Annotated in this window: 22 protein-coding genes; 6 read left to right on the top strand and 16 right to left on the bottom strand. The window is 26.4% G+C overall.

Translation table 11 applies throughout. From position 1 onward, the window contains the following. From H0H67_RS02285 to H0H67_RS02265, 5 genes are all read right to left on the bottom strand, one after another. Positions 1 to 1,638, bottom strand: a complete 1,638-nt coding sequence (locus H0H67_RS02285) for a DEAD/DEAH box helicase (protein WP_185859164.1) — start codon at positions 1,636 to 1,638, stop codon at positions 1 to 3. Between the two features lie 95 nt (positions 1,639 to 1,733). Beyond that, complete coding sequence (locus H0H67_RS02280; protein ID WP_238784593.1) at positions 1,734 to 2,981, bottom strand: MATE family efflux transporter; 1,248 nt, start codon at positions 2,979 to 2,981, stop codon at positions 1,734 to 1,736. 172 nt (positions 2,982 to 3,153) lie between these two features. After that, positions 3,154 to 4,266: a glycine cleavage system aminomethyltransferase GcvT gene (gcvT, locus tag H0H67_RS02275; protein WP_185859162.1), complete on the bottom strand. Its 1,113-nt coding sequence runs from the start codon at positions 4,264 to 4,266 to the stop codon at positions 3,154 to 3,156. Continuing rightward, positions 4,253 to 4,663, bottom strand: coding sequence for a 6-pyruvoyl trahydropterin synthase family protein (locus tag H0H67_RS02270; protein ID WP_185859161.1), 411 nt, complete (start codon positions 4,661 to 4,663; stop codon positions 4,253 to 4,255). Before H0H67_RS02270 ends, gcvT begins: the two co-directional genes overlap by 14 nt. Positions 4,664 to 4,666: 3 nt before the next feature. After that, positions 4,667 to 5,200 (bottom strand): isopentenyl-diphosphate Delta-isomerase, encoded by a 534-nt coding sequence (locus tag H0H67_RS02265; protein WP_185859160.1) that lies wholly within the window; start codon positions 5,198 to 5,200, stop codon positions 4,667 to 4,669. An 84-nt stretch (positions 5,201 to 5,284) separates the two neighbouring features. Here H0H67_RS02265 and H0H67_RS02260 point away from each other — a divergent pair, with 84 nt between their 5' ends. After that, entirely contained in the window at positions 5,285 to 5,743 is a 459-nt protein-coding gene (locus H0H67_RS02260; protein WP_185859159.1) for a hotdog fold thioesterase, read from the top strand. After that, positions 5,736 to 6,773 carry a chorismate-binding protein gene (locus tag H0H67_RS02255; protein WP_185859158.1) on the top strand — a complete coding sequence of 346 codons (1,038 nt, stop codon included), beginning with the start codon at positions 5,736 to 5,738 and terminating at the stop codon, positions 6,771 to 6,773. Before H0H67_RS02260 ends, H0H67_RS02255 begins: the two co-directional genes overlap by 8 nt. Here H0H67_RS02255 and H0H67_RS02250 read toward each other — a convergent pair. After that, positions 6,766 to 8,043 (bottom strand): NAD(P)/FAD-dependent oxidoreductase, encoded by a 1,278-nt coding sequence (locus H0H67_RS02250; RefSeq protein ID WP_185859157.1) that lies wholly within the window; start codon positions 8,041 to 8,043, stop codon positions 6,766 to 6,768. The genes H0H67_RS02255 and H0H67_RS02250 overlap by 8 nt on opposite strands. An 87-nt stretch (positions 8,044 to 8,130) precedes the next feature. Between H0H67_RS02250 and H0H67_RS02245 the strand changes: the two genes are divergently transcribed. Continuing rightward, on the top strand, positions 8,131 to 8,835 hold the full coding sequence (locus H0H67_RS02245) for a zinc metallopeptidase (RefSeq protein ID WP_185859156.1): 705 nt from the start codon (positions 8,131 to 8,133) through the stop codon (positions 8,833 to 8,835). Here H0H67_RS02245 and H0H67_RS02240 read toward each other — a convergent pair. The 4 genes from H0H67_RS02240 to nusB are packed head-to-tail and all read right to left on the bottom strand — an operon-like array spanning position 8,832 to position 10,807. Continuing rightward, on the bottom strand, positions 8,832 to 8,939 hold the full coding sequence (locus H0H67_RS02240) for a 30S ribosomal protein THX (protein WP_185859155.1): 108 nt from the start codon (positions 8,937 to 8,939) through the stop codon (positions 8,832 to 8,834). The two genes, H0H67_RS02245 and H0H67_RS02240, sit on opposite strands and share 4 nt — an antisense overlap. Then, positions 8,923 to 9,546, bottom strand: a complete 624-nt coding sequence (coaE, locus tag H0H67_RS02235) for a dephospho-CoA kinase (RefSeq protein WP_185859154.1) — start codon at positions 9,544 to 9,546, stop codon at positions 8,923 to 8,925. The genes H0H67_RS02240 and coaE overlap by 17 nt, the downstream gene beginning before the upstream one ends. After that, positions 9,543 to 9,872 (bottom strand): preprotein translocase subunit YajC, encoded by a 330-nt coding sequence (gene yajC / locus H0H67_RS02230; RefSeq protein WP_185859153.1) that lies wholly within the window; start codon positions 9,870 to 9,872, stop codon positions 9,543 to 9,545. Before yajC ends, coaE begins: the two co-directional genes overlap by 4 nt. Before the next feature lie 38 nt (positions 9,873 to 9,910). Next, positions 9,911 to 10,807, bottom strand: coding sequence for a transcription antitermination factor NusB (gene nusB, locus H0H67_RS02225; RefSeq protein WP_394366801.1), 897 nt, complete (start codon positions 10,805 to 10,807; stop codon positions 9,911 to 9,913). Between the two features lie 127 nt (positions 10,808 to 10,934). Between nusB and H0H67_RS02220 the strand changes: the two genes are divergently transcribed. From H0H67_RS02220 to H0H67_RS02210, 3 genes are all read left to right on the top strand, one after another. Continuing rightward, positions 10,935 to 12,662 (top strand): ABC transporter ATP-binding protein, encoded by a 1,728-nt coding sequence (locus H0H67_RS02220; protein WP_185859151.1) that lies wholly within the window; start codon positions 10,935 to 10,937, stop codon positions 12,660 to 12,662. An 86-nt stretch (positions 12,663 to 12,748) separates the two neighbouring features. After that, positions 12,749 to 13,147, top strand: a complete 399-nt coding sequence (locus H0H67_RS02215) for a DUF3276 family protein (protein ID WP_185859150.1) — start codon at positions 12,749 to 12,751, stop codon at positions 13,145 to 13,147. 56 nt (positions 13,148 to 13,203) lie between these two features. Continuing rightward, entirely contained in the window at positions 13,204 to 13,704 is a 501-nt protein-coding gene (locus tag H0H67_RS02210) for a KdsC family phosphatase (RefSeq protein WP_394366858.1), read from the top strand. Positions 13,705 to 13,765: 61 nt separating this feature from the next. Here the strand turns inward: H0H67_RS02210 and groL are convergent, their stop codons facing one another. From groL to miaB, 6 genes are all read right to left on the bottom strand, one after another. Continuing rightward, positions 13,766 to 15,409 carry a chaperonin GroEL gene (gene groL / locus H0H67_RS02205; protein ID WP_185859148.1) on the bottom strand — a complete coding sequence of 548 codons (1,644 nt, stop codon included), beginning with the start codon at positions 15,407 to 15,409 and terminating at the stop codon, positions 13,766 to 13,768. A 27-nt stretch (positions 15,410 to 15,436) separates the two neighbouring features. Beyond that, complete coding sequence (locus H0H67_RS02200; RefSeq protein ID WP_185859147.1) at positions 15,437 to 15,715, bottom strand: co-chaperone GroES; 279 nt, start codon at positions 15,713 to 15,715, stop codon at positions 15,437 to 15,439. A 119-nt stretch (positions 15,716 to 15,834) separates the two neighbouring features. Continuing rightward, complete coding sequence (gene secG / locus H0H67_RS02195; protein ID WP_238784592.1) at positions 15,835 to 16,035, bottom strand: preprotein translocase subunit SecG; 201 nt, start codon at positions 16,033 to 16,035, stop codon at positions 15,835 to 15,837. A gap of 48 nt (positions 16,036 to 16,083) precedes the next feature. Next, positions 16,084 to 16,566, bottom strand: a complete 483-nt coding sequence (locus H0H67_RS02190; protein WP_185859144.1) for a hypothetical protein — start codon at positions 16,564 to 16,566, stop codon at positions 16,084 to 16,086. Further along, complete coding sequence (locus tag H0H67_RS02185; RefSeq protein WP_185859142.1) at positions 16,556 to 17,797, bottom strand: sigma-54 interaction domain-containing protein; 1,242 nt, start codon at positions 17,795 to 17,797, stop codon at positions 16,556 to 16,558. The genes H0H67_RS02190 and H0H67_RS02185 overlap by 11 nt, the downstream gene beginning before the upstream one ends. Beyond that, entirely contained in the window at positions 17,776 to 19,143 is a 1,368-nt protein-coding gene (miaB, locus tag H0H67_RS02180) for a tRNA (N6-isopentenyl adenosine(37)-C2)-methylthiotransferase MiaB (protein ID WP_185859141.1), read from the bottom strand. Before miaB ends, H0H67_RS02185 begins: the two co-directional genes overlap by 22 nt. Positions 19,144 to 19,185 lie beyond the last annotated feature (42 nt).

Genomic DNA, 19,185 nt, shown 5'->3' with positions numbered 1-19,185 from the left:
TTAATTTTTAATCTCTACAGAAATAGGTCTTCCTAAATGGTTGATTCTACTCATTCCTATTAATATTTTATTTCTATAACGTTTTTCTACTTCGAATAATGAAGAATTTGATAAAATTTCTATATGTCCAATATGAATACGTGAATTTTTAACTGCTTGATTAATTAAATTGATTAACCCTAATTTTGTTAAATTGTCTTTAGATCCTCTATTCAAAAAAAGTTTGGAAAAAGATTCTTTTCTTGATTTTTTTGACCTTGACAAAAGTTTCTTTTTGAATTTATTATTGACAATAATATTATTATTGGGATTTATATCCTTAGAATTTTTATAATAATTTATAAAACGATTAAATTCAATCCAAGAAAAACGTTTTATCAATTCTTCTTTGTCAAAAAACTCTAAATTTTTTTGTATTTCAGGAAGAAATTTTTTCATTAATTGTTCATCTACAACTACTTTTTTGACTTTTCCTATAAAATAAAGCAGTTGCTTTTCGCATATTTCTTTTCCACTAGGAACCATGAATCGTTCAAAATTTTTTCCAATTTTCCTTTCAAACTCTTTTAAATTTCTGGTTTCTTTGGTGTGTATAATACAAACAGAAATTCCAGAATTTCCAGCTCTTCCAGTACGACCACTTCTATGTAGATAGATCTCACTTTCTTTTGGAAGATTATAATTTATGACATGAGTTATATTATTGATATCTAATCCACGAGCCGCTACATCCGTAGCAACGAGAAATTGCAAATTTTTGTTTCTAAATCGATTCATCACAGATTCACGTTGTGTTTGTGAAAGATCTCCATATAAAGCATCAGCATTATAACCATCTTTTATGAGATGTTCAGCTATTTCTTTAGTTTCTTTTTTTGTGCTACAAAATATAATTCCATAAATATCAGGATTAATGTCTACAATTCTTTTTAGAGCTAAATATTTTTTGTTTAAATGACCTACTATATAATAAATGTGCTTGATATCATCAGATCCAATATTTTTTTGACCTGTAATTATTTCCACTGGATCCGTTAAATAAGTATGAGCAATGATATTCATATATTTGGACATTGTTGCTGAAAAAAGAAGACTTTGTCTTTTTTTTGGTAACATATCTATTATGTAATCCAACTCTTCTTTAAATCCCATATTTAGCATTTCATCCGCTTCATCAAGAATCAAATATTTAATATTTGCAAGATGCAATTTCTTTCTTTTTATTAAATCAATAATTCGACCTGGAGTTCCTATTATAATGTGAGTCTTATTTTGCAATGATTTAATTTGAGAATCTATATTTACTCCTCCATACAAAGAAATAATTTTAATTGACGATAAGAATTTAGAAAAACGACAGAGATCACGAGTAATTTGTATACAAAGTTCTCTCGTAGGACATAAAATAAAAGCTTGAGGGATACTCAGATCAAAATTTATATTTTGAATGATTGGTAATCCAAAAGCGGCTGTTTTTCCAGTTCCTGTTTGAGCTAATGCTATAATATCTCTTTCTGAAGAAAGCAAGAATGGAATAACTTTTTCTTGTATAGGAGTAGGATATTTAAAACCAATATCTTCTAAAGCTTTAAGAATATTATTGTTAAAAAAATTGTATTCTTTAAATGTTTTTTTCATAAAAGAATGGTTAAAAAATTAAATTTTTTAATTTTTCACTTATTATATTAACAAATATAGATAATTATTATTAACTATGATTATTTAATTGAATATTAGTTATTTATTATATTTCCTTTCGTAAGTCTTTTAGTTATAGTTTCATATCTTATAAAAAGAAGTATAGCTGATACAGTAAGTCCTAATCCTAATCCAATCCAGACTCCATGTCCTCCTATTCTAATAGATAAAAACCAAGCTGTAGGTAAAGCAATAATCCAATAGGAAAAAAAACTGATCCACATAGGAATATGAACATCTTGCAATCCTCTTAAAGCTCCAAGAATAATTCCTTGTAACCCATCAGATAACTGAAAAAAACTAGCAATAATAATCATTTTTTCTGCAATTTGAACTACCTCATAATCATTTTTTATATAAATGTGAGGAATATATCTTCTAAAGAAAAAAAAGAATAAACTACAAATTAACATAAAAACAACTCCCATTAAAAAAATAGATTTTCCTATTTTTCTTAACTCAGAATAATTTTTTAAAGCAAACTGATTTCCTATTCTTATTGTGGCAGCTACAGAAAGACCTGTATTTAGAAGAAAGGTAGAAGAGACCAAACTGATAACAATTTGATGGGCAGCCAATACTTTAATCCCAAATTTTCCTGATATAAAAGAAGAAACAGCAAAAGCACTCATTTCAAATAACATATGTAATCCAGAAGGAATCCCTATTTGGAGTATTTTTTTTAAATATTTTTTTTTTAGAAAAAAATATTTAAAATGATTATAATAATTATGGACTTTTCTATGTTGGTACAATAAAATTAAAATTCCTATTAGCATAGTTATACGAGATACTAAGGTAGAATAAGCTACTCCCACAGTTCCTAATTTAGGAAATCCACAGATTCCGTTAAGAAATACATAATTTAATATGATGTTAATGAAAGCTGAAACCCAAGTAATAATAAGACCTGGAAAAACTAAGGATAATCCTTCCGAAAATTTTCTAAAAACTTCAAATATCATCCATGGAATAAAAGAAATAGCTATTATCTTTAGAAATGATATAGTTTCACTCAATATTTCTTTAGGTTGTCCTAAATAAGGTAGGATATAAGAAAAAACATGTATTAACCCATACATAAATATGGATAAAAAAAAATTAATAATCAATCCATGATAAAAAATAATAGCACCTTTTTTGTATTCTTGTTTTGCATCTATAGATGCTATTAGAGAAGAAATAGATGTAGATATTCCCAATCCAAAAATGACTGTAATAAAAAAAACAGCATTGGCTAATGAAACTGAAGATAAAGCTTTTTTACCCAAAAAACCAACCATAATATTATCAGATAAACCTATACATATAACTCCTAATTGAGTAAAAAATACAGGAATAGCTAACAAGAAATTTTTTTTAATATGTTTCGAATATGTTTCGTTTTTTTTGATAAAATTAATATTTGAAATGATTCATTTTTGAATTCTTAGTCTATTATGAATTGAATAAAAATTAATCATTTTTAATATTTATAAAGGGTAAATTTACCACTTTAATAGGAATCTTTTTTTTTCTTATTGAAAGAAAAACAGAATCTTTTTTTTGTTTTTGATTCAAAAAATATCCTAATCCAATTCCTTTTTTTAAAACTGGAGAAAAAATACCAGAAGTTACATTTCCAATAAGATTATCATCTTTATCTATTAAAAAGTATCCCTGTCTTGGAATTTTTCCTTTTTCTTCTACAAGAAAAGATATAAATTTTTTGTATTCTCCTTTCTTTTTTTGTTTTTGTAGTATTTCTCTTGCAATAAATTTTTTTTCAAATTTTATGATCCAAGATAATCCTGCTTCTATGGGAGTTATTTCTTCACAAAGATCTTGTCCATATAAACGATATCCCATTTCTAATCTTAATGAGTTTCTACTGGCTATTCCGCAAGGAATTATTTTATTTTTTTCTACTTCTAAAATATCATTCCATATTTTTTCAGCATATTCATTAGGAATATAAATTTCCACTCCTTTAGATCCCGTATATCCAGTACAAGAAATCAATACGTTTTTAATTCCTGAAAATTCTCCTATTTCAAAATTATAAAAAGGAATTTTTTGCAATGGTATATTAGTTAATTTTTGAATATAAAACAATGATAATGGTCCTTGAATAGCCAATAGAGAATATTTTTGAGAAAAATCTATAAATTCTATATTATAAGAATTTTTTTTTATATGATAATTTATCCATTTTTTATTTTTTTCAATATTAACTGCATTAACTATAAGTAATAACTTTTTTTCAGAAATCTTATAAATCACTAAATCATCTATAATTCCTCCATGATTATTAATGAAACAGCTATATTGAGCTTGTCCTATTTTTATTTTCGACAAATCATTTGTGGTTAAATACTGTACTAAATCCATGGAATGTTTTCCATTCAAAATGAACTTCCCCATATGACTAACATCAAAAATACCAGCTTTATTTCTTACAGACATATGTTCTATTAAAGAAGAAGTGTATTGAAGAGGCATACAAAATCCAGAATAATCAATCATTTTAGCGCCTAAACGTATATGATTTTCATATAAAATTGTTTTTTTCAAATTATTTTCCATCATATTCAACAAAATTATTTCCCGTTTCGTATAAAGTTATTTTCAAATCAAAATTAGAAGATATTCTTTTATTTATTTTATTCCACATGAAAATAACAATATTTTCCGCAGTAGGATTTACAGAAGAAAACTCTTTCAAATCTAAATTAATGTTTTTATGATCAAAAAGTTTTTCTATTTCTTCACGAAGAAGATCTCTTAATTTATGTAGACTAAGAACAAATCCTGTTTCTTTATCAACTTCACCTGTGACACTGGCTATATATTCATAATTATGTCCATGATAATTTAAATATGCACATTTTCCAAATATTTCTATATTTTTTTGATAATTCCAATGTCTATTATAAAGTCTGTGTGCTGCACTGAAATACCCTTTTCTACTTATGGTTGCTTTCATGATTTAATGAATGTTTAACTGATTTATATAATTCTTCAGGATAATTTTTAACCAGATTGTGTAAGAATCTGGATAAAGATGAACATTTTTAATTAATTCATTTAACGAAGTCCATTTCCAATTATCAACTTCTTTATAATTGATAATTGGAGATTTTTCATAATATCCAACAAAAACATGATCTAATTCATTTTCTATCAGTCCATTGTTTAAATATTCATAATAAGTAAAACAAAATCTTTTTTCTAAGAAACAATCAAATCCCATTTCCTCTATTAAACAACGATGAGCTGCTGTTAAAACAGATTCATTTTTTCTAGGATGGCTGCAACATGTATTAGTCCAAAGTAAAGAAGAATGATATTTTCTTGAAGATCTTTTTTGTAACATTAAATCATTTTTTGGATTAAAAATAAATACAGAAACAGCGCTATGAAAAAGTCCTTCTGAATGAATTTTTTCTTTTTTTTCAAATCCAATAATTTGATTTCCTTTTCCTATCAAAGGAATAAAGTCTTCATCTACTATTTTATTCATATTCGTTAATTTTAAATCTTAAGCAAACAAAATAATGTAATCTAGAAAATTAGACCAAAAGGTTATCTTTAATTTATTTTTTGTATGAAAAAAAGAATTAAAGAATTATTAAATGAATTAAATAATCTAAAAAAAAATACATTGATAAGTGAAATGCACATTCAGTTTATTTTTTTATCCACAGAATTAGATTTTTTGATAGCAAAAATGCCAATAAGTAATAAGATTTTACAACCTTTTGGTTATCTTCATGGAGGAGCTACAATCACTTTGGCTGAAACTGTAGGATGTTCTTTATCTTTTATTAATCTTGAAGAAGATAAAAGTGCAAAAAGTGCAGAAAAAAATAATTTCAATGTTTTTAACATTGAAATTTCTGCCAATCATATTCTATGTATAAAAAAAGGATTTTTATTTGCTAAAGCTAAAATTTTTCATAAAGGAAAAACTTTACATGTTATTCAAATTGATGTTTATAATGAAAAAGAAACTATCATTAGTTTTTGTAAAATGACTAATATTATAATTAAAAAATATGTTTAAAAAAATCAGTATTTTTTCTTTTTATAAAAAAGTTATAAAAAATTATTGGAACCAAAATCAATTTGTTATTTTCAGGAAACCTTACGGAAATAAAGTTTTTTTTTATTCTCATTATGGTTCTAAAGGAGATGTATTTTTTCTAATTCAAGATTTTGATCATAATTACACGATCAAAATCGTTCCAAAAAAAGTCTATTATGTAGATATACGGAAATCTTTTTTAAAAGAAACATCTGAAGCTGAAGAGAATTCTTTTCTTTTAACTTACTCTTCAGAATATAAAAATTTGATTCAAAAAGCAGTAGAAAAAATACGAAAAGGACACTTTAAAAAAGTAGTTTTATCCAGATCTATAAAAATTTCTTTTCACAGTTTTTATTTGAAAAAAACTTTTCAAAAATTAATTTTTTCTTATCCAAATGCTTTAATCAGTCTTTGGTATGATATCCATCATGGATTTTGGATAGGATGTTCTCCAGAGTTGCTCATTAAATCTCATAAAAATAAATTTCAAACCGTAGCTTTAGCAGGAACTGTTTGGAATCAAAAGAAATGGACGAAAAAAGAAATAGAAGAGCATAAAATTGTAATAAAATACATTATTCATTTATTGAAATCTTATAAAGGATCCATTTTCTTAAAAAAAACTAAAACGGTAAAAATGGGTCATTTAAAACATTTGAAAACTCCAATTTATTTTTCTTTTTTGGAAGAACCTGATTATTCTAAAGTATTAGATCAACTGCATCCTACTCCTTCTATATGTGGTTTTCCTAAAAAGGAATCTTTAGATTTTATTCAAAAATATGAAGGATATAAAAGAAATTTTTATACAGGATACATTGGTACAGTAAACAGAAAAGACATGGAATTATATCTTCATTTGAGATGTGCAAGAATCAAAGAAAATAAAAAAGAAATAACTTTGTATGCTGGCAGTGGAATCACTATGGATAGTAATATAGATCAAGAATATATAGAAACAGAAAAAAAAGTCAAAAATATTCTTTCTAAACTTGTTTTTAAATGATTTTTTTTTTTCTATGAAATGGTCTTATAATCAAACGTACGCTTTTATTATAATGGAAATATTGAATAATCCAATTTGTTAAGGCTATTGCTCTATTTCTAAATCCAACTAAACTGACTAGATGAACAAACATCCATACAATCCATGCTAAAAAACCTTTTAACTTAAAATAGGGAAAATCACATACAGCTTTGTTTCTTCCAATAGTAGCCATAGATCCTAAATTCTTGTAAATGAAAGGGTTAATTTTTCTTTTTTCTGAAAAAAGATTAAAATATTCAGCTAAATAATTACCTTGTTGAATAGCAGGTTGAGCGGTCATAGGATGACCATTAGGATAAGACTTCATATAAGCAACGTCTCCAATAGCAAAAATATTTTTATATTTTATAGTTTTGAGATAATTATCTACCAAAATCCTATGTCCTTTTATGTCTTCATTTAGAAATCCTTTTATTATAGATCCTTTTACTCCAGCGGCCCATATAACGTTAGCAGATTCTATCCTTTTATTTTTTTCTACAAAAACTACTTTTCCATCGTAATCTTTAACTAAACAATTTAACCAAATGATAACCCCTAATTCTTTCAAATTTTTATAAGCTTGTTTTGCTGATTTTTCAGACATTCCATCTAACAGTCTATGAGAAGCTTGTAACAAGTGAATATTCATAGATTGAATATTTAAATCAGGATAATCATGTGGAAGGACATATTTTTTCATTTCAGCTAAAGCTCCAGCAAGTTCTACTCCGGTAGGGCCTCCTCCTACAATAACAAAAGTCATAAGTCTTTCTCTTTCTTTAGCATCTTTTGTTAGCAAAGCAAATTCAAAATCTTGCAAAATAAGACTTCTAAGATTTAAAGCTTCTGGAATTGATTTCATTGGTAAGGAAAAAGACTCAATATTTTTATTTCCAAAATAATTAGTAACAGATCCTGTAGATATAATTAAATAGTCATAAGATAAATCACCTACATTTGTATAAATTTTCTGTTTTTCTGTATTGATATAATGAACATAAGCTAATCTGAAAAAAAAGTTTTTTGTTTTTTTGATAATGTTTCTAATGGAATGCGCTATAGAATCCGGTTCTAAACCAGCTGTAGCTACTTGATATAACAATGGTTGAAATGTATGATAATTATTCTTATCTATAAGAATAACCTGAAATTTATCTCTTCTTAGTTTTTTTGCGACTTGCAACCCCGCAAATCCTGCACCAATAATCACGACTCTTTTTAGATTATTTATTTTTGGAATATTCATAGTCAAAAATTTGACACATAAGCTAAATTTATATATATTTTCATTTTATATTGATAAATTAATATTTTTGTTTAAAAATAGATTCTAATGACTTACTATTTCATTATTGGCACTACTTTTTTAGTAAGTGTTATTGTTAATACAATCTTAAAAAATAAATTTAGAGAATATTCTAAATTTCATTTGCATTCTTATATGAGTGGAAAAGAAGTAGCGGAAAAAATGTTAAAAGATAATGGAATTACGGATGTTTATGTTCTTTCAGTTGAAGGAGAGATGACAGATCATTATAATCCTCTAAACAAAACAATAAATTTAAGCGAAAAAGTTTACAATGGTAGATCTGCAGCTTCTGTTGCGGTAGCTGCTCATGAATGTGGTCATGCATTACAACATAAGTTGGGTTATAATTTGTTGAAAATACGGAATCATTTAGTGTCTATTTTGAATTTTAGTTCCAAATTTACTAATCTAGCTATAGTGTCTGGATTAACAATTTTTTACAGTTCAGGAGGAAAAGATTCTTTTCTTCTTAAACTAGGAATAGGATTATTTTTTTTTGTTTTTCTTTTTTCTTTTATAACTTTGCCAATAGAATTTGATGCAAGTAACAGGGCCTTAACTTGGATGAGAAAAAAAAATGTAGTTAATTATCAAGAATACAATAAAGCGAAAGAATCTTTAAATTGGGCTGCTATGACTTATGTGGTTTCTGCTTTAGGCAGTTTATCTCAACTGATATATTTCTTATCTTTTTTCACAAGTGCAAGTAAAAAAGATGAACAACTTTAATTATTTTTTTTCTTTTTTCTAGCGTTTCTTGGATTTGGACGAAGATTTCCATAAGTTTTTTTTTTTATTTTTCCTCTTCTAGTTTTTTTATCTCCTTTTCCCATATTGATTTGTGTATAATTTTTCGAGTAATTCGTGTATTATATCCGCTTTTTTTTGTAAAAAAGTTGCAGATGAATAGTTATTAATAATAAAATGAGATTTTTTTTCTCTTTTTTTATTAGATATTTGATTTTTTAGACGATTTATAATTTGATTTTCACTTAGATGATCTCTTTTTATAATTCTTTCAATCATTTTTTCCATAGGTGAAGTTATAGTGATTATGATATCACATTCTTTATAACTTCCACTTTCAAATAAAATAGCAGATTCTTTTATAAAATATAGAGTTTTTTTTTGTACAGAATAAATCCAATTTTTAAAATCAATTGAAATCCATGGATGTACAATAGAACATAGTAATTTTAATGCAGAAGAATTTTTGAAAACAATTTCAGATAAATAGGTTCTATTAATTTTTTCTTTTTTATAAGAATCTTTTCCAAAATGTTTAATAACATTTTTTTTTATAATTTCTGTTTGATTCATTAATATTTTTCCCCTTTCATCTGAATGGTAAACAGGGATTCCTTTTTTTTTGAAAAAAGAAGAAAATAAACTTTTTCCAGATCCCATTTTTCCCGTTATTCCTATCAAAAAAAATTTCATTTTTTTTCCTGTTTTTCATTTTGTTGATTCAAAGTTTCACTATAACGTAATTGAGTTAGTTCCTTTGAAACTGTATTTTTTTCAAGTTTTATTTTTCCTGTAATAGTTTCTAGTACACAAACATTATCTGTAATATCTATGATTTTTCCGTGCATTCCTGAATTGGTTACTATATAATTTCCTTTTTTTAGATTATCCTGAAATTTTTTTTCAATTTTTTGTTTTCGTATTTGAGGACGTATCATAAAAAAATAGAATATAATAAAAATCAATGCAAACATCCAAATAGTATTTGCAATAGAATTTTGTTGCAATAAAAAAAACATAAAATAACATTTAAAGTTTAGAGAATAGATCATCAGATTTATAGAAGGCCTTTTCCTATTTTAAATATTTTATTCTTTTTACGCAAAAGTCTAAAGATTTGATCTAATATTCCATTAATAAAAATTTTACTTTTTTCCATACAAAATATTTTTGCAATTTCTATATATTCATTCATAGTTGCTTTCGGAGGTATGTTCGGAAAATATAAAAATTCACAAATAGCCATTTGCAATATAATTAAATCTATAATAGCTATTCTTTTTATATCCCAGTTTTTTGATATATTGTTGATTAAATTATTAAATTCATCTTTGTGAAAAATTGTATTCCTATACAAATCAATAATGAATTTTTTATTTTCATTATTTTTGTAAATGTTATATAATTTAAAATTTGGAGGTGTAGAATGTTTTATAAATCGTAAAGTTTTGCAAACCATGGTATGAGCTATACACAAATTTTCTTGTCCGTTAATATATAAATCTTCTATATATCCTATCAGTTTTTTATTTGGAATCACGATTTCTTTATAATATTTTATGAGAAATTTTTTCTCTTCTTCAAAAGAAGAGCTAGGTTTATTAAAATATTTATTGCAAAAAATTGATTTTTGCATTTCTTGCAATAAAAGAAAGATGTGTTTTTCTTGTTTTTTCCATAATATTTTTCCAGAATTTTCTGTAGAACTATATTCTTCAATTAAGTACTTATTATTAGACAGTATTTTGATTACGGAGTTGTATGCAAATTTTTTTATTGGATCTGTGTTTTTTATATTGTGTAGATTTATTTTTAGAGCATTTTCTCTAATTTTTAAGATTAAAAAAAGAAGAGAAATATATAAATTATGCAATTCTTCAATGCTTTGAAGCATGTTTTTTTCAACTTGATTTGAATCCATTTTAGATAAATGTTGAGCATATAAGAATTGCAAACTTTTTATTCTGAAGCGTCGTCTTATTGACATTTTTTATGATGTTGATTGTTTTACACAACAAGATCTTTTTTGCAATTATATAAATAAAAATCAAACTTAAAAAGTTTGTATTTTTGCATGTTATATGAGTGGTTTATTTGCTTTTAGCAAAAAATATTGTCAAAGATACAAATTACGTTTGTGTATAGGTTTTTTATTGATTCTAATATCAAATATTTTAACTCTACTTCCTATTCCTTATATAGGAAAATCTATTAACACAATTAAAAATTTATTTACCAGTTTTTCAACTGCATCAAATTCTTCCTATTTAAAAAAAGAAATCTGTATTTATACTAGCATCATACTGATAGTTCCAATCATTGGAGGATTTGTTAAATATCACATGAGACAATGTATTATAACAACATCTAGAATGATAGAATTTGATATAAAAAATGAAATTTTTTCACATTATCAAAAATTGAGTTTGTCTTTTTATAAGAAAAATTCAACAGGAGATTTGATGAATAGACTAACAGAAGATGTTTCTTTTATCAGACAATACATAGGTCCTGGAATAATGTATTTTGTGAACCTTGTTGTTCTTTTTTTCATGGTTTTTGTCCAAATGTTACGAATTAACGAAATTCTAACTTTTTATGTGATTTTGCCTATTCCTGTTCTTTTTATTTCCATTTATTATATAAGTATTTATATTACTAAAAAAAGTGAAAAAGTTCAAAGTTATCAATCACTTATATGTTCTTTTATTCAAGATACTTTTTCTGGAATTCATGTTATTAAATCATTTGTATCAGAACCTTTTTTTCAAAAGAAACATAAGAGAATCATATCTGATTACAAAAAAAAAAATATAGAATTAGCAAAAATAAATACTATTTTATCTTCTGTTATAATATTTTTTATAGGAACTAGTCATTTATTAATTCTTTTTTTTGGAGGAAAAAAATATTTTGAAGGAGAGATAAAAGAAATAGGAACCATTGCTGAATTTTTTACATACATTAATGTATTGATTTTTCCTTTCATTATGTTGGGATGGGTTGTTTCTATTGTAGAAAGGGCTAAAGTATCGCAAATTCGAATAAGTGAATTTTTGAAAGAGAAACCAGAAATTTTCAATAATAACTTGATAAAAACGAAAATTTTTGGAGAAGTTCAGTTCAAAGACGTTAGCTTCATTTATAAAAATAAAAATGATATAAAAAATAAAAATCATACAATTAGTAAAATATCTTTTAGTCTTATGAAAGGAGAAACTTTGATTCTAACGGGAGAAACAGGATCAGGAAAGACAACTATAGGAAGATTAATATCACGTTTATATGATCCTCATCAAGGAGAAATATTAATAGATAATTTATCTTTAAAAAATCATAATTTATATGATTTCAGAAATCATATAGGTTATGTTCCTCAAGAATCTTTTCTTTTTTCAGATTCGATTTACAATAATATTGCTTTAGGAAGTATAAAAAAAGTTACTCGATGTAAAGTGTATGAAGCGGCAAGAAAAGCTATGATAGAAGATGAGATTTTAAATTTTAAAAATGGATATGAAACAGTTATAGGAGAGAGAGGAATTACTTTATCTGGTGGACAAAAACAAAGAATATGTATAGCAAGAGCTCTTATAAGAAATCCGAAAATTCTTATATTTGATGATAGTTTTTCTGCTATAGATCAGAAAACTAGAAAGTTAATCATTAATTATATAAAAAAAGGAATGAAAAATAGTACCATTATTATTATCACTCATGATACTTCTTATGTTTCTGATTTTGACTTATTTATTAATTTAAAAAATGGGAAAATATCAAGAATAAAAAGTAATAATATTTTGTTGTAGAATTTTTAAAAAAAATTGATTTTGAATAATCATCCTATATTTTTTTTATTTAGATTTGCTTTATTAGGATTATAATATTTTTTGAAATGGACGAAAAAGAAAATATCAAAGAAAGAAATGAAATTTGTTCACGGACTCTAAAAACTGGTAGCCGAACATATTTTTTTGATGCGAGAGAAACAAGAGCTGGCGATTATTATTTGACCATCACTGAAAGTAAGAAAAGTTTTTCTGAAACAGGAGAAGTAACTTATAAAAAACACAAAATCTATTTGTATAAGGAGGATTTTTCAAAATTCCAAAGCATACTTGATGATATGATTCGGTTTATTATTAATGAAAAAGGGAGAGAAGTAATTTCTGAACGTCATCAGAAAGATTTTAAAAATCATACAACATATAATCAAAGTCAAGAGGTAAAAGAGGTTCAAAAAAAAACATCAGAAATAAAGGATTTCACAAATATTAATTTTGAGGATATTTAATAAGTTGGATGGAGGGGGGGATAAGTTTAAGGTTGTTTTTTAAGGAGATGAAAGAGATGGAGAACTATATGAATATAATGAATGATATTAATACTTTTGTATTTGACGTAGATGGAGTATTAACGAATTGTGCTTTGAATTTATTCCCAGATGGGAACATGGTTCGCCAAATGTTTGCTAAAGATGGATATGCAATGCAGTTAGCAAAAAAGAAAGGGTATAATTTGTGTGTTATTACAAGGGGATCAGATTTAATGGTTTTTAGACGTTTAAGAGGTTTGAATATCCGTTATATTTATCAAGGAGTTGATAACAAGAAAAAATATTTGGATGAATATTGTAATATTCAAAATATTACAAAGAATAAAATTCTTTATATGGGAGATGATATTCCGGATATTGAAATTATGAAATCTGTAGCATTGCCTTGTTCTCCAATAGATGCAGTTCAAGAAGTTAAAGATATATCTAAATATATTTCTCCGAAAAGAGGAGGAAGAGGCTGCGTGAGAGATGTAATTGAACAAACTTTGAAAGTTCAAAAAAATTGGTTTTAAAAATTAAAAAAATAGTGTCCTGAAAAAGACACTATTTTTTTATAGATATTATAGATCAGATTTACATCATTCCTCCCATTCCACCTCCTCCAGATCCTGGCATTGGAGGCGCTGCATTTGCCTCGTCTTTTTTGATTTCTGTTACAACACATTCAGTAGTTAACAACATTCCGGATACTGAAGCTGCATTTTCTAATGCTACTCTAGCAACCTTAGTAGGATCTATGATTCCTTCCACAATCATATTTTTATATTCTCCAATTTTAGCATCATACCCATAATCACCTTTTCCTTCAGCCACTTTAGCAACAACAACAGATCCTTCTCCACCCGCATTAGCTACAATTTGACGCAAAGGTTCTTCTAAAGATCTTCTGACTATTTGGATTCCAGTATCTTGATCTACATTTTCTCCTCTGAGATTATCCAAAGAATTAACAGCGCGAACTAAAGCCACACCTCCTCCTGCTACTATTCCCTCTTCTACAGCGGCTCTTGTAGCATTTAAAGCGTCATCGACACGATCTTTTTTCTCTTTCATTTCTACTTCAGAGGCTGCTCCAACATAAAGAACTGCAACTCCTCCTGCTAATTTTGCGAGACGTTCCTGCAATTTCTCTTTATCATAATCTGATGTAGTTGATTCTATTTGTGCCTTTATTTGATCTACACGTGCTCTTATATCTCTTTTATTTCCTCCTCCATTAACAATAGTCGTATTATCTTTATCTATAATAACTCTTTCCGCCTTTCCTAGCATATTTAATTTTACATCTTCTAATTTGCTCCCTGTTTCTTCAGAAATAACTGTCCCTCCTGTCAAAATAGCTATATCTTCTAACATGGATTTTCTTCTATCTCCAAATCCAGGAGCTTTAATAGCAGCCACTTTTAGAGTTCCACGTATTTTATTTACTACTAATGTAGCTAAAGCCTCTCCTTCAACTTCTTCAGAAATAATAAGCAGTGGTCTACCAGATTGTGCTACAGGCTCTAATATAGGCAACAAATCTTTCATTGCTGCTATTTTCTTATCAGATAATAAAATTTGAGGTTGATCAAATTCAGTGATCATCTTTTCGGTATTTGTAACAAAATATGGAGACTGATAACCTCTATCAAATTGCATACCTTCAACAACATCAACTGATGTATCTGTTCCTTTTGCTTCTTCTACAGTAATGACTCCTTCTTTTCCTACTTTTTCAAAAGCATCAGCTATTAAAGAACCAGTTTTTTCGTCGTTGTTTGCAGAAATAGAAGCTACTTGCTTTATTTTCTCTGTATTTCCTCCAACTTCTCTAGATTGTTTTCTTAAATCTAGAATTACAGCTTCTAAAGCTTTGTCTATTCCTCTTTTTAAATCCATAGGATTAGCTCCAGCAGCAACATTTTTCAATCCTTCTCTAACAATAGCTTGTGCCAAAACAGTTGCAGTTGTAGTTCCATCTCCAGCTACATCATTTGTTTTAGAAGCAACTTCTTTCACCATTTGAGCCCCCAAATTCTCTATAGGATCTTCTAATTCAATTTCTTTAGCTACAGTAACACCGTCTTTTGTGACTTGAGGCCCTCCAAATGATTTTTGCAATACAACATTACGACCTTTTGGTCCTAAAGTCACCTTGACTGCATTAGCTAATGCATCCACTCCTTTTTTTAGTTTATCTCTTGCTTCAATATCAAATTTTATATCTTTTGCCATAATTTTTTAATTTTTTAAGTTATATGATCATATGATAGCTATTACATCGGATTCTCGCATAATGAGATATTCTTCTCCTTCCCATTTTAATTCTGTTCCAGAATATTTTCCGTACAAAATTCTATCTCCTTTTTTTAGAATCATAGGTTCATCCTTTTTTCCTTTCCCTACTGCTATTATGGTCCCTTTTTGTGGTTTTTCTTTTGCAGTATCAGGAATAATTATACCTGAAGCTGTTTTTGTTTCAGCAGGGTCAGGTTGTACGAGAACACGATCTGCTAAAGGTTTAATCTTTACTTCCACCATATTTTAAATAATTTTTAGAGTTTACGATACTAATCGTCCAAAGCCAAAAACATGCCAAATGAAAAATTATTGAATTTTTTTCATTTAAGCAATATTAAATGTCATTATGACATACATATTTAATGTTTTGATTTTAGAAAAAAATTGAAAAACAGAGTTAATAAGAATATAATAATGGATAAAAACCAAGTAACATTTTCTAAAAATGTATTTGTTCTTTTAACCCCAAAAAATCTAAAGTTTTTTTCCATAAAAGTTTGATTAATACTTTCTTTTTTAGGATTTTGTATTAGAATAAACAAGATAAGTAGAAGACACATTGTGATAATAAAAAATCCAACTATAGTTATAGTAGGTGTTATTTCCATTTACCAATTATTATTTTCATTAAATATTTTTTTATACACTTGAATAGTAAGTTTTTCTATGATTTTATCAATGGGTTTTTCTAAAAAGAGTTCTTTTTTGTGATAAAAATCTTCTGATATCACAAAACATTTCTCCCAGTTTTTTTCTGGTTCAAAATTATCCTTATAATATATCTTTACTGTTACTTGAATTTTTCTTAATGGATAATTTTTCCTTGAAAGAATTATATAATCTAAAAATTTTCCTTCTAAAATAGCATCTCCGTCTTTTAATACTAAATTAGAAGGATTATGTATCATAATATAATCTTCAAGATATTTCTTGAAATCAAAAGCAATAGATCTTCTAGGTATATTTATTTTTTCTGAAAATTCTCCTATTTCTATTGTTTTTTTTGGATTAAAAAATGAATAAATAGAAGGATGATAACAACTAGTAAAAACAAAAAACATAAGAATAAAAACAATTTTATTATAAGCCATATTGTTTAATTTTTCTATATAGTGTTCTTTCTGAAATTCCTAATTCTTTAGCTGTTTTTCTTCTTTTACCATTATTTTTTTTTAGAGTTTTTTGAATAAACTCTATTTCCTTTTTTTGTAAAGAAAAAGAAGATAATTCATTTTTTGATGAGTCTTCTTCTACTTCTTCATAATCAAAATCCTCCTCCGAAGAAGGTTTAGATGAATCTTCCAATTGAAAAATTGAATTATCACTGTTATGAATCATTTTTCCAAAAACTTTTTCCATAATTTGTTGATTATCTTTAATAAATCTGGGGTTTGGATGATTTTTAATCAATTGAAAAGTAATATTTTTCAAATCATTAAAATTTTTTTTTATATCAAACAAAATTTTATACAGCAAATCTCTTTCCCTAGAAAAGCCTTGAAAGAAAGTTTCATTGTGAGAAAATGATATTGAAGGAATATTCTCTGGAATGTATTCTTTTAATTTTTCTATAGAAATTTCACGTTTTGTTTCCACCACAGAAATTTGTTCTGTAAGATTTTTTAATTGTCTGATATTTCCTGGCCAAGAATAATTTTCTAAATATTTCAAAGACTCTTCAGTAAGAATAACCGGAGGCATATGATATTTTTCAGAAAAATCATTGGAGAATTTCTTGAACAAAAATTTGATATCATTTTTACGAAATCGTAAAGGAGGAACATTAATTTGTACTGTATTAAGACGATAATACAAATCCTCTCTAAATTTCCCTCTTTGTATAGATTCTATCATATTTAAATTAGTAGCAGCAACAATTCGTATATTAGTTTTTTGAATCTTAGAAGAACCTACTTTAATAAATTCTCCTGATTCTAATATTCTAAGAAGACGTACTTGTGTCGTTAAAGGAAGTTCTCCTACTTCATCTAAAAATATAGTTCCTCCATTAGCTCCTTCAAAATAACCCTTTCTCATACTTGTAGCACCTGTAAAAGATCCTTTTTCATGTCCAAAAAGTTCACTATCAATAGTTCCTTCTGGAATGGCTCCACAATTTACCGCAATATAAGAATTATGTTTTCTGGAAGAGAATTGATGAATAATTTTTGGGATAAATTCTTTTCCTACTCCACTTTCTCCAAGAACCAATACCGAAATATCGGTAGGAGCGACTTGTACTGTTTTTTCTAAAGCTCGATGTAAAGCATAATCATATCCAATGATTCCAAATTTTTGTTTTATATTTTGGATGGATTCCATTTTTTTACATCTTTATAAATTTTTCCAATTAAAGTTGCAGGGGTACAATCATTGATTTTCACAGATACGATATTTCCAATTTTATAGGATTCTTTCGGAAAGACCACAATTAAATTTTGTGTATTTCTTCCATACCAATATTGATTATTTTTTTTTGATTCACCTTCTATCAAAACTTCTTGGACTTTTCCTAAGTATTCTTTCATTCGAAATGATGAGTGTTTTTTTTGTAAATCAATAATCTCTTTCAATCGTTCTATTTTAACATTTTGAGGAACATTATCTTTTAATTTTTTATATGCATAAGTACCAGGTCTAGGAGAATAAGAAAACATATAACCGTAATTATATTGAATTTTATTCATTAAATCAAGAGTATCTTGATGATCTTTTTCTTCTTCATTACAGAAACCAGTCATGATATCATGTGAAATAGAACATTCAGGAATTATAGCTCTGATTCTATTAACTAAAGAAAGATACTTTTCACGAGTGTATTTTCTGTTCATTAATTTCAGTATTTTGTTGCTTCCAGATTGAACGGGTAAATGAATATGCTTACAGATATTTGAATGTTTAGAAATTATTTTCAGAACTTTATCCGACATATCATGAGGGTTAGATGTAGAAAATCTTATTCTTATTGAGGGAATTTCTATAGCTAAAAAATTCAATAATTCTGAAAAATCTATAGTAATTAACCCTTGAGTCCATCTATAAGAATCAACATTTTGTCCTAAAAGAGTAATTTCCTTATATCCATTTTGATACAAACGTTTACATTCATCAATGATATAATATGGATTACTACTTATTTCTCTTCCTCTGGTAAAAGGGACTATACAAAATGTACACATATTATCACATCCTCTGGTTATACTTAAAAAAGTTGTTATTTTGTCTCTTTTTAGAAATGGACTTATGTCTGCATATGTTTCGTTTTTTTGATGATTAATACTTAAGTTTTTTTGACCAATCATAGCATAACGAATAAAATTAGACATTTCTTTATAAGAATTTGGATTTACAAAAAAATCTATTTTTTTTTCCTTTAAAAGAATATCTCTTACTTGTTTTGACAAACATCCTATAACGCCAAATAAGGTTTTTTTCTTTTTTTTGATAAATTGTAATTGATCCAATCTTTTTTTTAGGGTTAATTCTGCTTTTTCTCGAACAGAACAAGAATTGAATAATATAATGTTCGCTTCCTCTAAATATTCGGACAAAGAATAACCATCGTTGCACAAAATAGAAGTCACTATTTCGCTATCAGCGATATTCATTTGACAACCATAGGTTTCTATATAAAAACTTTTATTCAATTTTCTTTGATTTTTTTCCATCACATATAATTTATTAGTAAATAAAGGTAAAAACAAAATGAC

This window comes from Blattabacterium cuenoti, assembly GCF_014251575.1.
GTDB lineage: Bacteria > Bacteroidota > Bacteroidia > Flavobacteriales > Blattabacteriaceae > Blattabacterium > Blattabacterium cuenoti_N.
The sequence above is the reverse complement of the archived record's forward strand: the minus strand, read 5'-3'. Positions and strand labels throughout refer to the sequence as shown.